Origin of the sequence: Agromyces sp. Root81, from assembly GCF_001429165.1 — a bacterium.
Lineage (GTDB): Bacteria > Actinomycetota > Actinomycetes > Actinomycetales > Microbacteriaceae > Agromyces.
Genome location: NZ_LMIR01000002.1, coordinates 1,344,600 through 1,359,225, shown reverse-complemented (window position 1 = coordinate 1,359,225; position 14,626 = coordinate 1,344,600). Strand labels below are relative to the sequence as shown.

At 68.7% G+C, this 14,626-nt stretch carries 11 protein-coding genes; 10 read left to right on the top strand and 1 reads right to left on the bottom strand.

Annotation, left to right across the window (positions count from 1 at the left end):
* The first annotated feature begins 128 nt into the window (after window positions 1-128).
* From ASE14_RS11470 to ASE14_RS11430, 9 genes are all read left to right on the top strand, one after another.
* Entirely contained in the window at window positions 129-1,436 is a 1,308-nt protein-coding gene (locus ASE14_RS11470; RefSeq protein WP_056654696.1) for an ATP-dependent RecD-like DNA helicase, read from the top strand.
* Between the two features lie 129 nt (window positions 1,437-1,565).
* Window positions 1,566-2,891, top strand: coding sequence for a serine hydrolase (locus ASE14_RS11465; protein WP_056654695.1), 1,326 nt, complete (start codon window positions 1,566-1,568; stop codon window positions 2,889-2,891).
* A 17-nt stretch (window positions 2,892-2,908) separates the two neighbouring features.
* Complete coding sequence (locus tag ASE14_RS11460) at window positions 2,909-3,466, top strand: dihydrofolate reductase family protein (protein ID WP_056654694.1); 558 nt, start codon at window positions 2,909-2,911, stop codon at window positions 3,464-3,466.
* 130 nt (window positions 3,467-3,596) lie between these two features.
* Window positions 3,597-4,445 carry a class II glutamine amidotransferase gene (locus ASE14_RS11455; protein ID WP_056654693.1) on the top strand — a complete coding sequence of 283 codons (849 nt, stop codon included), beginning with the start codon at window positions 3,597-3,599 and terminating at the stop codon, window positions 4,443-4,445.
* A gap of 81 nt (window positions 4,446-4,526) precedes the next feature.
* Entirely contained in the window at window positions 4,527-5,114 is a 588-nt protein-coding gene (locus ASE14_RS11450) for a hypothetical protein (RefSeq protein WP_056654692.1), read from the top strand.
* Window positions 5,115-5,283: 169 nt separating this feature from the next.
* Complete coding sequence (locus ASE14_RS11445) at window positions 5,284-6,906, top strand: MFS transporter (protein ID WP_056654691.1); 1,623 nt, start codon at window positions 5,284-5,286, stop codon at window positions 6,904-6,906.
* A gap of 34 nt (window positions 6,907-6,940) precedes the next feature.
* On the top strand, window positions 6,941-8,419 hold the full coding sequence (locus tag ASE14_RS11440; RefSeq protein ID WP_056654690.1) for a DUF2252 domain-containing protein: 1,479 nt from the start codon (window positions 6,941-6,943) through the stop codon (window positions 8,417-8,419).
* A 172-nt stretch (window positions 8,420-8,591) separates the two neighbouring features.
* Window positions 8,592-9,311: a DUF2306 domain-containing protein gene (locus ASE14_RS11435; protein WP_056654689.1), complete on the top strand. Its 720-nt coding sequence runs from the start codon at window positions 8,592-8,594 to the stop codon at window positions 9,309-9,311.
* A 131-nt stretch (window positions 9,312-9,442) separates the two neighbouring features.
* Window positions 9,443-9,838 carry an SHOCT domain-containing protein gene (locus tag ASE14_RS11430; RefSeq protein ID WP_056654688.1) on the top strand — a complete coding sequence of 132 codons (396 nt, stop codon included), beginning with the start codon at window positions 9,443-9,445 and terminating at the stop codon, window positions 9,836-9,838.
* Window positions 9,839-9,856: 18 nt separating this feature from the next.
* On the opposite strand, the gene ASE14_RS11425 is transcribed toward ASE14_RS11430, so the two are convergent.
* Window positions 9,857-10,561 (bottom strand): SOS response-associated peptidase, encoded by a 705-nt coding sequence (locus ASE14_RS11425; protein ID WP_056654687.1) that lies wholly within the window; start codon window positions 10,559-10,561, stop codon window positions 9,857-9,859.
* 709 nt (window positions 10,562-11,270) lie between these two features.
* Between ASE14_RS11425 and ASE14_RS11420 the strand changes: the two genes are divergently transcribed.
* A complete protein-coding gene (locus ASE14_RS11420; RefSeq protein WP_082600580.1) occupies window positions 11,271-14,603 on the top strand; it encodes a discoidin domain-containing protein in 3,333 nt (1,110 codons plus the stop codon).
* The last annotated feature ends 23 nt before the right edge of the window (window positions 14,604-14,626 follow it).

Sequence of the window (14,626 nt, the reverse complement as noted above, 5' to 3'; positions counted from 1 at the left end):
CGATGCCCGCGGCCGGGGCGACTGAGGATATCCCCAGTGCCGTTCGGGCGCGGCGGCGAGCCGGTTACAGTGGGAGCGCCGTGCGACGCCCGCCCGCGGCATCCGCTCGTCGAATCGAAAGCGCCACAGTGCAGAACGTGACCCTCAGCCGTGAACAGGCGGCGGTGTTCCAGGCGATCGAAGGCACCCGTGAGCACGTCTTCGTCACCGGCCGCGCCGGTACCGGCAAGTCGACCCTGCTGAACCACCTGAACTGGAACACGCAGAAGCAGATCGTGATCTGCGCCCCCACTGGCGTGGCTGCGCTGAACGTCGGCGGCCAGACCATCCACTCGCTGTTCCGGCTGCCGATCGGGGTCATCGCCGACCACGTCATCGACCAGAACGACACGGTGCGCAAGATCCTGAACGCGATGGACACCCTCGTCATCGACGAGGTGTCGATGGTCAACGCCGACCTCATGGACGCGATGGACCGCGCGCTCCGTCAGGCCAGGCAACGCCCGCTCGAGCCGTTCGGCGGCGCGCAGGTCGTGCTCTTCGGGGACCCGTACCAGCTCGCGCCAGTGCCGGGGGACGCCGACGAGCGCGCCTACTTCGCCGACACCTACGACTCGATGTGGTTCTTCGACGCCAAGGTGTGGCGCGAGACAGACCTGCGCATCTTCGAGCTCGGCGAGATCCACCGTCAGCACGACGACGAGTTCAAGCACATGCTGAACGCCGTGCGGCACGGCATGGTGACCGCCGAGATCGCGGGCGTGCTCAACAGCGTCGGTGCCCGACGGCCGCTGCCCGAGCAGGGCGCGATCACGCTCGCGACCCGCAACGACACCGTCAACCGCATCAACCGCACGCAGTTGCACCGACTGCCGGGCCAGTCGCAGGGCAACGAGGCCGAGGTGAACGGCGACTTCGGCGGCCGGGCGTTCCCCGCCGACGAGAACCTCGAGCTGAAGATCGGCGCCCAGGTGATGTTCCTTCGCAACGACACCGCGATCGGCCCTGAGGGCCAGCGATGGGTGAACGGCACGATCGGCACGGTGACCTCGCTCGACCGGGCGGTGCGGGTCGACGTCGACGGCGAGGAGCACGAGGTCGAGCAGGTCACGTGGGAGAAGTACAAGTACACGTGGGACCCGAATCGCAAGAAGCTCGAGAAGCAGATCGTCGCGGAGTTCACCCAGTTCCCGCTGAAACTCGCATGGGCGGTTACGATCCACAAGTCGCAGGGCGCGAGCTACGACACCGCCATCGTCGACCTCGGCCAGCGCGTCTTCAGCCCAGGCCAGACCTACGTCGCCCTGAGCAGGCTCACCTCGCTCGAAGGGCTCTACCTCGCCCGGCCGCTCCGCCCGAGCGACATCATCGTCGACCGGAACGTCGAGCGTTTCATGTCGGGCGCCGATCGCGAGATCACGGCTCCGAAGCGCTGAGCGCGCGCCGGTTCCGCGCACTGGCGGATGTGGATCAGCCGTGCATCCGACGGCACCGGCCCGCCGGAAACGGGCACTGCCTCCTCGGCGGGTTACAATTTCACCGGACACACGGCTGAGGGGAGCTAGGTGGCTGGCCAGAACAGGGTCGCACGGCGGCGGGGGTTCCTCGCCGTCCTACTTGTCGGAGCGCTCGGACTGTCGGGGTGCACCGGCGGAGCAGTCGACCCTCTGGCGGCGCTCGATCCCGTCGACACGGCATTCGGCGACGAGCTCTCCGGCCAGCTGCAGGCGGTGCTCGACGAGGCGGTGGCGCTCAGCGGTTCGAGCGGCGGCGTCGCCGGGGCCTGGGCGCCGTGGTCGGGGGAGTGGACCGGCGCGACGGGCGTGGCCGATTTCGGCGAGGAGCCCGCACGGGTCACCGTGGACTCCGAGTTCCGGATGGGCACGCTCACCACAGAGGTGACGTGCACCGTGCTGCTGCGCCTCGTCGACGAGGGGCAGGTGGGGCTCGACGACGAGGTCGACGCCATCGTCGACTGGGTGCCGGGGCTCGACGGCATCACACTCGGCCAGCTCTGCGCGCACACCTCGGGCATCGCCGACTACTACCCGGGACTCCGGCCGCACTTCGTCGCCAACCCGGAGCGCGTGTGGCCGCCCAACGAACTCCTCTCGAGCGGCCTCGCGATGCCCCGCACCGGCGAACCCGGTGAGCACTGGGCGTACTCGCGCACCGGGCTGCTGCTGCTGTCGATGGCGCTCGAGCGCAGCACCGGCCGCTCGTGGAACGACCTCGCCGAGCAGTACGTCTTCGGGCCGCTCGGTCTCGAGCACACCTTCCTGCCCTCGCCGACCGATACCGGGCTCGACGGCGGCCTGGGTGCGTACTCCGCGGCGCTCGCGGCGGACGGCACGGCCGACTGCGCCGTGGTCCGCGACGACAGCTCGCAGTCGAGTTCGATCGGCGGCGCAGCAGCCGGCGCCGTGTCGAGCCTCGAGGACACGCGCAGGCTCAGCGAGGCGTTCGCGACCGGCGCCCTGCTCGACGAGGGCACGACCCGCACGCAGTGGACCACGATCCCGCCGGGCGGCGACGCCCCGGCCTGGCAGGGCTGGGGGCTCGGCGGAGCCGAGTACGGCCCGATGCGCGGCCTCGCCGGCGAGTCCACCGGCGTGCTGACGGCGGCCTTCACCGACCCGAAGAGCGGGCTCACGGTCGTCGTCGCGCTCAACAACTCCACCTCGGGCGGGGACTTCGCTCGCGAGACGGCCTTCGCCCTCGCCTCGCTCGCATCGAAGTCGGCCGCGGCACCCGAGCACGAGCAGCCGGCCATCGAGCTGCCGTGGTCGTACGAGCAGGCGACGACCAGGATGCATGAACTGGCGAAGTGCCCGAAACCGGATGCCGCCGCCGCACCTGCGACCGAGGCGGAGCCTGCTCCCGCGGGCTGACGACGACGGAGGCGCTGATGGCGGAGCTGAGCTGCACGGGGATCACCTCACTCGACGGTTACGTCAACGATGCCTCGGGCGGGTTCGACTGGAGCGCGCCCGATGCCGAGGTGCACGCGTTCATCAACGACCTGGAACGCGAGATCGGCACGTACCTGTTCGGCCGGCGCATGTACGAGGTGATGCGGGTCTGGGAGGAGCTGGGCGACGATCCGTCGACCTCGCCCATCGAGCGCGACTACGCGGCCATCTGGCGCGGGGCCGACAAGATCGTGTACTCGACGACGCTCGCCGAGGTGTCGACGCCGCGCACCCGACTCGAGCGGACCTTCGACGTCGATGCCGTGCGCCGCATGAAGTCCGAGGCGTCTCGCGACCTGTCGATCGCGGGTCCGACGCTCGCCGCCGAGGCGATCAGGGCCGGGCTCGTCGACGAGATCGGGCTGTTCGTCACCCCGGTGATCGTCGGAGGCGGCACCCGGCTCCTTCCGGATGGAGTGCGGCTCGATCTCGAGCTCGTCGATGAGCGCCGCTTCGCGAGCGGCGTCGTCTTCCTCAGGTACCGCACGCGGTAGCAGGCCGCGGGCGGGCAGGGGCCCGCGGCATCCGCGCGGGGCGATTCCCACTCGGCAGGTGAGGAATCTTCGCGACACCACTAGGCTGGCGGCGTCCTCATTCCGATGTCGGACGAAGGAGTTGAGCCGTATGTGCCGTTGGCTTGCGTACGCGGGGGAACCGCTCCAACCATCGCTCGTGATCCTCGACGCGCAGCATTCGCTCGTCGCGCAATCGCTCGATTCGCCGCTCGGTGCCGAGACGGTGAACGGCGACGGCTTCGGGTTCGGCTGGTATCCCGTCGGTTCGACGGCGGGGAGCCTGCCGTCGATCTTCCACAGCGTCGAACCGGCGTGGAACGACGAGAACCTGCGCGAGATCACCGACGCGGTCGAGAGCCCGCTGTTCTTCAGCCACGTCCGCGCCGCCGCCGGGCCGCCGATCCAGCGCACCAACTGCCATCCGTACCGGTACGAGAACTGGCTCTTCATGCACAACGGGGTGATCCACGGCTTCCATGAGATGAAGCGCGACCTCACCTTCGCGGTCGACCCGGCGCTGTATCCGCACATCATGGGCACGACCGACTCCGAGGTGCTGTTCCATCTCGCCCTCACCTTCGGCCTCCAGGACGACCCGGTCGCCGGCATGACGAAGGCCGTGCAGTTCGTCGAGGAGACCGGTCGCAAGTACGGCATCGACTTCCCGATGCAGGGCACCATCGCCCTCGCCGACGGCGCCTCGATCTGGGCCTTCCGGTATTCGTCGGCGGGGCGGTCGCGCACGCTCTTCCACTCCGTCGACATCCCGACGCTGCAGGAGATGTACCCGGATGTCCCGCGCCTGAAGCTCTTCGGCCAGAACGCGCGCGTGGTGGTCTCCGAGCCGCTCAACGACCTGCCCGGCGCCTTCCTCGAGGTGCCGGAGTCGACGGTCGCGATCCTCGGCGCCGAGGGGTACCACTACGAACCGTTCATGGCGAGTGCCGTGCCGGCCTGACCACCGGCCGCGGTCACGCTCGACCCCACCGGTCCCGCTCGCGCCCGACCCTCCGGCTACGCTCGTGCTCGGGAGGCACGGATGACTCGTCTGCGGGCCGGCTCGGCCGGGCTGGCGATGATCGCCGCTGTGGCGCTGATGTCTGGGTGCACCCCCGATCTTCGCACCGGCCCGTTGCGCACAGATCCGGCTTCGCCGGCCCCGGTCGTCGAGCCGCAGCCGGACACCCCGGCCGCCGTGGCCGACGCCCTCGACTGCCGCTCACCCTCGGGCCCGCTCTCGCCGACGGCGGGTGCCGAGCCGATCCCGCCGCCCGGCGCCGTGCCCGAGGGGTTCGTCGTCGTCGCGGCCCACGCCTGCGGCGTCGAGGTGCGCGAGACCGGAAGCCGCGACGGCGCCCTCCATGTCGTCGCGCTCGTGACCCGCTACGAGGGCGACTTCGGCCCACTGCTCGCCGCGCTCGGCGCCCCGGATGAGGTGGCGCCGCCCGACATGGCGTGCGCACTGTCGATGGAGATCGTGCCACCGCTCTGGCTCGAGGGCGCGGACGGGAGCGTCGTCTCAGTGCGCTCGCCCGTCGACGGCTGCATGAAGACGAAGCCCGCGGTCCGCGAGGCGCTCGCCGGCCTCGATGCGGTCTCGATCGGGGAGTGGACACCGCGCGACTGAGGGGCGACCGGCGGGCGACCACGACGCACCGTCGCGTGCAGCAGCAAACACGCCCGCGCCGGGGCATCCGGTGCCATACTGACCTCGGCTGCACCTTGCCGGAGGTCGCCGGGTCGCGAGGCCCGCCCGACCGCACGTTCCACGGCACGTCGTCGGAAGCGGGGATCAGATGAAGAAGTGGTCGGTGGTCGCGATCCTCGGGGCCGCGCAGTTCGTGATGGTGCTCGACGGAACCGTCATGAACGTGTCGATCTCGACCGTCGTCGAGGACCTCGACACCACGGTCACCGCGATGCAGGCGGCGATCACGTTCTACACGCTCACGATGGCGGCGCTCATGCTGCTCGGTGCCAAGCTCGGCGACGTCTGGGGGCGGCGCCGTGCGTTCGTCATCGGTTCCTGCATCTACGCGCTGGGCTCGCTCATGACCGCGCTCAGCCCGAACGTGCAGGTGCTCTTCCTCGGCTGGTCGATCATCGAGGGCATCGGCGCGGTGCTCGTGATCCCCGCGGTCGCCGCGCTCATCGCCGACAACTACGAGGGCACCGACCGCATCACCGCGTTCGCGGTCATCGGCGCGGTCTCGGGCGCCGCGGTCGCGGCCGGGCCGCTCATCGGCGGCTTCCTCACGACCTACGCGAGCTGGCGCTACGTGTTCGTCGGCGAGGTCGTCATCATGTTCTTCGTCGTGCTGTTCACCCGGGTGATCAGCGACCGCACCGCGCGGCAGGCCGCGCACATCGACGTCTGGAGCGTGCTGCTCTCGGCCGTCGGGCTCGTCTTCGTGGTGCTCGGCATGCTGCAGAGCAAGACGTGGGGCTGGATCACGCCGCTGCACTCGCCCGAGATCGGCGGCGTCGAGATCGCGCCGCTCGGCATCTCGCTGTGCGCGTGGCTGATCGTCGCGGGCGCCGGGCTCCTGGCACTGTTCGTGCGGCGCCAACGCCATCTCTCCGCCGCCGGGCGGCAGCCGCTCGTCGACGTCGCGCTGTTCGGGATCGCGCGGCTCCGCAGCGGCCTCTCGGTGCTCGGCGCGCAGTACGCGATCACGGCGGGCCTGTTCTTCATGGTGCCGGTCTACCTGCAGATGACGCTCGGCCTCGATGCGCTCGAGACGGGCCTCAAGATCTTCCCCCTCTCGATCTCGCTCATCCTCTTCTCGATCGTCGGCACTCGACTGTCGCGGCTCTGGTCGCCGCGCCGCATCGTGCGCATCGGCCAGATCGCCCTCGTGCTGAGCTCGATCCTGCTGCTCGCCTCGGTCGACCTCGAACTGCAGAACTTCGCCTTCGGCTTCGGCATGTTCGTCGCGGGCGCAGCGCTCGGCCTCCTCGCCTCGCAGCTCGGCAACGTCAACATGTCGAGCGTCTCCGAGTCGCAGACGAGCGAGGTCGGCGGCCTGCAGGGCGTCTTCCAGAACCTCGGCTCCTCGCTCGGCACCGCCCTCATCGGCTCGGTGCTGATCGGCGCGCTCGCCTCGACCTTCGCGCTCGGCGTCGCGTCGAGCGAGCTCTCGGCCGAGACGAAGGCGCTCGTGAGCGAGCAGACCGAGTCCGGGGTCGCGATCCTCCCGGCCGCAGATGTCGCCGGCATCGCGCAGGAGGCCGGCCTCGACGAGGCCGAGAGCGCCGAGCTCACGCGCATCTACACCGATTCGCAGATCTCGTCGCTGCACACCGCGTTCTTCGCGCTCATCGTGATCGCGTTCTTCGCGCTCTTCTTCTCGCGGGGCATCCCGACCGAGGTCATGGGCCGCAAGCCAGAGAAAGCGGATGCCCCGCCGGTGACGTGAGCCCGGCGGGGACGACGAGGAACGGGGGAGCACCATGAACGCGCACCACGAGGCATCCGATGCCGCCGGATCGGGCCGGAGGGCCGCCGCGCCGCCCGAACCGCTCCCCGATCCCACCGACTTCGCCGCCCGCGCCGAGTGGGGGCGCGCCGCGCGCCGGCGCTCGCCGCGCGCCGACCACGCCGACTGGGCTCCGGCCGCCGACCGGCCCGATCCGGTGGCGCTGCTCGAGGAGCAGGCGGCGAACCGGGTCTCCGAGCTCATCCCGATCCGCCACGCGCGCATGATGGTGTCGCCCTTCACGTTCTACCGCGGGGCGGCACTGATCATGGCCGCGGACCTCGCGCACACGGCCGACTCGGGTATCACGGCGCAGATATGCGGTGACGCGCACCTCTCGAACTTCGGCGTCTTCGGCACCCCAGAGCGCAAGCTCGTCTTCGACATCAACGACTTCGACGAGACGCTGCCTGGACCGTGGGAGTGGGACCTCAAGCGGCTCGCGGCGAGCTTCGAGGTCGCGTGCAGGCACCGGGGCTTCGATGCCTCGGAGCGGCGCGCGGTCACGGTCGCGGCGGTGCGCGGCTACCGGGAGCGGATGAAGCGGGCCGCCGATTCCCGTGTGCTCGAAGCCTGGTACGACCGGCTCGACGCCGACGAGATCGCGGAATGGGTGCGCTCGGAGCGACGCGCCGGGCATGCCGGCAAGCAGCAGGTCGAGCGGGCCGAGTCGACGTTCGCGAAGGCGAAGACCCGTGACAGCATGCGCGCGTTCTCGAAGCTCGTGCGGCTCGTCGACGGCGAACTGCGCATCACCGCCGATCCGCCGTTGATCGTGCCGATCGAGGACCTCAGGCCCCTCGGGCGCACGCGCGAGGAGGACGAGCAGGAGATGCGTCACCTGCTCCACACGTACCAGACCACGCTGCCGATCGCGCGGCATCCACTGCAGGAGTTCACCTACCTGCACATGGCGCGCAAGGTCGTGGGCGTCGGCAGCGTCGGCACCAGGGCGTGGATCGTGCTGCTCGGGGGCCGCGACAGCGAGGACCCGCTGCTGCTGCAGGCGAAGGAGGCGCAGGCGTCGGTGCTCGCGCGCTCCCTCGCGCCGAGCGTGTACGAGGAGCACGGCGAGCGCGTCGTGCGCGGCCAACGGATGATGCAGGCGGCCAGCGACATCTTCCTCGGCTGGCAGCGCGTGATCGGGCACGACGGGATCGCGCGGGACTTCTACCTGCGCCAGCTGCACGACTGGAAGGGCGCCCTCGACGCCGAGGTCATGGTGCCGGCCGGCGCCCGGCTGTACGCGCAGGTCTGCGGCGAGACGCTCGCTCGTGCTCACGCCCGCTCGGGCGACCGGATCGCGATCGCCGGCTACCTCGGCGAGAGCGACCGGTTCGACGAGGCCATCGCCGACTTCGCGGCGGCGTACGCCGACCAGAACGAACGCGACTACCGGGCGTTCGTCGCGGCGGTGGAGTCGGGTCGGCTCGAGGCGGCGCCCGAGGGCTGAGTGCCGCGCGTCATCCCTCCGGCGCCGCACCCGGGGGTTTGCACCCCTCCGGATCCGGGGGAGGGCCCAATGCCGGCACGTCTCGCTGTTCGCCATGCTGAGCCGCATGAGCACCGGAACCAGGACCCCAGCAGCATCCGTTCCCGACTCGTCGCGAGCGAAGGGAGGAGGGATGTCCCCCGGCGCCGGCGGCTCGATCGCAACGCGAGCCGGGTGGACGTGGGTGCTGCTGTCGTCGTTGGCGATCGCCGTCTACGCCGTCGTGCCCTATCTCACCGCGTCGCTCGCCGCGCTCTCCGAAGACGGCGTGGGACTCGCCCCGAACTACGACGGTCGGCCCTGGTTCGTGCAGCTCGCGTTCTACGTGCACATCGTCGCCGGCGGCATCGCCCTCGTCGCCGGACCACTGCAGTTCTGGCGCGGGCTTCGCACGAGGCATCCGCGGGTGCATCGCTGGACCGGCCGCGGGTACCTCTCCGCAGTCCTGATCGCCGGTGTCGCCGGGCTCGTGATGGCCCCGTTCAACTCGGCCGGCCTCGTGGGATTCTTCGGGTTCGGCGCGCTCGCCGTGCTGTGGATCGTGACCGGCCTGCGCGCCTACCGCTCCATCAGGGCGGGGGATGTCGCGAGCCACCGTGCCTGGATGATGCGCAACTTCGCCCTGACCTACGCGGCGGTCACGCTGCGACTCTGGATCGGCGTGCTCCTCGGAGTCCAGGCGATGCCCGGCGGCGACTTCGACTTCGGGGCCGCGTTCGAGAACGCCTATGCGGCGGTGCCGTTCCTCTGCTGGATCCCGAACCTGATCGTCGCGGAGTGGTTGATCCGTCGCTGCGGGCTTCCGTCGTACGCGCTGCCGATGTCGTCGCGCCAGCCCGTCTCGACGGTGTGATCCGCAGGCCTCGCGTGCCTCTGCACCATGAGACCGGGCCTGCGCTAGGTTGACGTCAGCAAGACCCACGGCGCTGCCAGGGCGCCGATGTCGCTCGCCGGTGATCCCGGCTCGGTCGAAAGGCGTTCGCCATGTACTTCCTCAACTCCGTCTGGGACTGGTTCTGGTTCTGCTTCTGGATCTTCGCCTACGTGGCGTACCTGTTCGCCCTCGTCTACATCCTGATCGACATCTTCCGAGACCACTCGCTCAACGGGTGGCTGAAGGCCGTCTGGGTCGTCTTCCTCGTCTTCGTGCCGTTCATCACGGCCCTGGTCTACCTGATCGCCCGCGGCAACGGCATGGCCGAGCGCTCCTCCCGCAAGCAGGTCGAGTATCAGGAGTACTCCGAGGACGAGATCCGGGCGACGTCGTTCGCGAGCCCGGCGGAGGAGATCACGAAGGCGCAGTCGCTGCGCGATCAGGGCATCATCAGCGACGGCGAGTTCGAGGCGTTGAAGAACAAGGCACTCGGCGGCAAGTTCTGACCCGGAGGGTCGCCGGCGTCAGCCGAGCGGGTCGATCAGCGTCGGATCGGCCGGGTCGACGGCGCGCGAGTTGTTGACCCGCCGGTCGACCTCGTAGTTCGAGATCGACGCGGCAACGCGCTCGGACTCGGCGGTCATGAGGGCGATCATCTCGGCCTTGCCGGGGTCGTCGAGCTTCACCGGCGCGAGATAGTCGTTCCAAGCGGCGCGGTCGAGGAAGACGGGCATGCGGTCGTGCACCTCGCCCGAGGCATCCCGAGCCTCGCGCGTGATGATCGAGGTCGAGACCTCCCACTCCTCGCCGACCTTGCGCGCCGTGTAGATGCCGGCGGCGGCGAGGAGCGGCTGATCGCTGTGCAGGAACCAGGCCTGCTTGCTGCCGGGCTCGCCGGTCCACTCGTAGTAGCCGCGCATCGGCACGAGGCATCGGGATGACGCGAAGGCGCCCTTCCACAGCCCGTTGGTGGCGACCGTCTCGATGCGCGTGTTGAACTGCGGGCGCTTCGACTCCTTCATGAACGAAGGCCGGAAGTTCCACACCGCCGGGTCGACCGAACGCCTGACCTCGCCGGTCTCGCTGTTCTTGCGCTCCCGCACGATCGGCACGACCTCGGTCGGCGCGATGGAGAACTGGGGTCGCCAGTCGCGGTAGTCGCCGCCCTCGGCGACGAACTCCTGGATCAGCTCGTCGATCTTGGCGTCGTTCGCGAATCGTCCGCACATGCGCCCAGTCTGCACCCGGCCGCCGACACGACGCCAGGGAATGGCCCTCCCTCGGCGGGCCTCTGGCCGGCCGAGGGAGGGCGCGATCCGGGTGGGGCTGCCTGCCGGGTCATCGGACAGGGCCAGTGCATCGAGGATCGGCGTGTCGGGTTCGCAGCGCGCCACCACGATCGATTGTCCTCGCGGCGATGCGCGTTCGTCACGCCCCAGTTCAGGGCACGACGGAGTGATCCGGGCGGGACGAGGTGGGGCCGCCGGGCCGGTGAAGGGGTCTCACCAGCCCGGCCATCGATGACCTACGCGGGTAGGGTCGCGGTTCCATCAATGGCGCACGCATTGAGCGAGCGCGTCACTCAGGGGCGAAGAGCGGTTGGCCCCCTCCTGCTCTTCGTCCGGCCATCACGATCGGTAGTGAGGAGGCTGCGAACCCGAATCGCAGTCGCCGCCGCTCGTGGTGGTGGCTCGAGGCTACCACTAAGACCACCCCCATTAGGGGGGAGACGCGCGGGGGTGAAAGTCGTAGCGCCACGCCGCTCGCGGAATTCATCACACCGGTCGGCCGCTGCCGGGCGGTTATGCCGCCGGAATTGACGAATCCTGACGCAGGTCTCCGCATTGACATCGGATTGTTCGTGGCGATACCCTCCGACGTTAACGCAAAAGGTTTGTGATATTGCGTCCGGTTCATTCAGAGAGGAACGAACGAACGATGATGAGCACAAGAAGGGCGACAGCGCGGCTCGTCGCGGGTGTGTGCGCCCTATCGGTGGCCGTGCTCGGAGGAGCGATCGCTCCGACCCACGCGGAAGCCGCCGACGCATCGGCCACGGATGCCGCGTGGGAACGGGTCTCCGGCCTCCTCGACGCCTACAAGGGCGTCTATACGAAGGACACGCCGCTCGGCACGCCCTGGAACACGAAGTTCAGCCCCGATGGCCCGCTCATGGGTAACGGCACCGTCTACGCCTTCATGGCCGGAGATCGCCAGACCCAGAACATCTACCTCTCGCGGAGCGACATGTGGCGCGACCGTGCGAGCAACGACGGCCAGCAGCATACGGCCTTCGGCGGGCTGACCATCGGCACTTCCAAGGGCGTCGACCTCGCCAGGGGGAAGCCCGTCAGCGTCGCCGGCTCCTGCGCTCCGAACGAGGGGCCGGCCAATCTCGTCGACGGGAAGGACAACACCAAGTGGTGTTCCACCGTGGCGACCAACGGCGGATCGACGACCTTCTGGGCTGTCATCGATCTGGGCGAGGAACAGGACATCTCGCGCTGGGTCGTGAAGCATGGTGGATCGGAAGGGGCGGACCGGATCACCCGCGACTTCCGCCTTCAGTACTCGACCGTTGAGGCGCCGCAAGGCGGAGTGGACGCCGATTGGACCGATGCGGACACGGTGGCCAGCAACACGGCCAATGTCACCGACCGGAACCTGACGACTCCGCTCACCGCACGGTACCTACGGCTGTTGATCACCAAGGCCGAGCAGGGTACCGGGTCGGTCGCGCGGATCTACGGCCTCGAGCTCTACGCAGACCCGGCACCGGCGCCGTCGGAGTTCCGGTACGAGCAGGACATGAAGAACGCTGAGGTGTTCGCGCAATCCGAACGCGGTTTCGCCACCTCCACTTGGCTCTCAGCCAGGGAGAACCTCGTCGTCACGCGCATCGAGAACACGACCACCGCCCCGCTCTCGATCGACGTTTCGAATTGGACCGCGAACGACACCACGTCCGCCGAGGTGCGCGACGATGTGATGGTCGCGAGCAAGACCGGCGTCAGCAAGCCGTCGTCACGGGTGAGTGCCGACGGTACCTGGCCCGGCTGGACCGTGAACGTCGCGATGGCGTCGACCGTGGTCGGCGACGTCGAGACGGTCGTCACGAACGTCGACGCTCGCACCAACAGGACCAGCTTCTCCCTCGACGCGGGCCAGTCGGTCACGGTCGTCTCCGCCGTCGAGGGCGGCAAGGAGAGCGGGAGTGCCAATAGCCTGGCGCAGGCGAAGGACGAGGCGGTCGAGAAGGCGGTTTCACGGACGGATGCCGACGCCATCGCCGAGTCGAAGCAGGCGCATCGCGAGTACTGGAAGCAGTACTGGCTGAAGTCGTTCATCGACATCCAGGACCAGAAGGTGGAGCGGATGTACTACGGCCTGCTGTACCAGCTCGGGTGCGCGACGTCGGTCTCCAGCGAACACAACGCCGGATTGTCCGCCGGCCTGTTCCCATGGACGGCGAACGACAATTCCGCCTGGCAGGGCGACTACACGACCAACACCGACATGCAGCGGCAGGTGCACCCGCTGGTCACGGCGAACCGGCTCGACGGCATCCAGAACTACGTCGATGTGCTCGAGGACTACTGGCCTGAGGCGGAGCGGCGTGCGGAATCGGTGCAGGACCTCAACTGGGTGATCCAGGGCACTGGCCGTCCGGCGCCCTTCACTGCTGGGATCGAAGGCGGAGCGCTGTTCCCGACCCACATCGGGCCATGGGGCGCCTCGACCGAGCAGTACAACGGCTGGAAGGACTACTGGAACTCTCCCGCTGATGCGAGCTCGGTGCTGATGCCGCTCGTGAAGCTCTGGCAGTACAACCGCGACGATGAGTTCCTGCAGGAGCACCTCTACCCGATGCTGCGCTCGGTCGCCGTGTTCTGGGAGGGCTATGTGACCCTGGAGAACGGCAAGTACGTCGTCTACGGAGCCACGCACGAGGGCGTCACCGGTCGGAATCCGATCTTCGACATCGACGCTGCGAACTACATCCTCCGCAACGCCATCGAGGCGGCGAACGAGCTCGGCGTGGACGCCGATCGAGTCGCCGCATGGCAGCACATCCTCGACAACATGAGTCCCCAACCGACGTTCCTCTACAACGGCAAGACCACGATCAGTGATGTCGAGGGGCGCACCCAGGGCGACCCGGGCCCGACGTTCGACGGCAATCCGGTGACGATCCAGAGCGTGTACTACTACGACGCCGTCGGCATGAGCGCTTCGCCCGAGATGAAGGAGAAATATCTCAACTACCTCGACGTGAAGAACGCCATCGGCAACGCTCGACGCCTCACCAGTGCGACGCGACTCGGATACGACATCCACGAGATCATGGATCAACTCAAGATCGGGTCGATCGATCCCGCGCCCAGCGACTGGACCGGCATGCGCGGCAACAACACGATCGGCGACATCGGTGCGGCCAATCTGCTCGGTGTCGTGCAGGACTCGCTCCTGCAGAGCAACGAAGGCTTCCTGAACGTCTTCGCGAACTGGTACGACGACCAGGAGGCGAGCTTCAGCCGCCTCCGCGCCAACGGCGCCTTCCTCGTGGACGCCACGCAGGACGCCACGGGCACGGCCACCTTCGTCGGCGTGCTGAGCGAGCAGGGCGAGGAACTCTCGATCCTGAATCCCTGGCCGGGGCAGAAGGCTGCGATCTTCGAGGACGGCAAGGAGATGAAAGCCACCATTGCGCAGAATTCGTTGGGCGACGTACTCACCGTGCCCACCGAGGCAGGCTCCTACTACGAGGTCCGCATCGTCACGGATGACACGGCGCCCGTCATCGACGTGCAGGTCGCACCGACCGAGAACGAAGACGGGTGGGTCGGGGCTGAAGCCACGGTCACGGTGACAGCCGCAGACGATGAGAGCACTGTCTCCTTCATCCAGACGGCGGTGGAGGATGCCGAGTGGGCGGACTACACCGAGCCGCTGGTGCTGGGCGAAGGCGAGCATGAGGTGAAGGTCCGCGCTTCCTCTGACGGCGGGCTGGCAGAGCACACGGAGTCGGTGCGTGTCGACCTCACTGCCCCCGCGGTGTCGGCGAAGCTCGCCCCGGGGCGCAAGCTCACCATCTCGGCCTCCGACGACGGATCGGGGGTCGATCACATCGAGTACTCCGTCAACGGAGGCAACTGGAAGGTCTACGACGGTCCCGTGAAGCTGCGGGGTCCTGCGCGGGTGGTCGCCTATCGCGCCGTCGACAGTGTCGGGAATTCCAGCGAGGAGCATCGCCTGAACCTGCCGAAGTGATCGCGATGCCGGTCTGACACGAC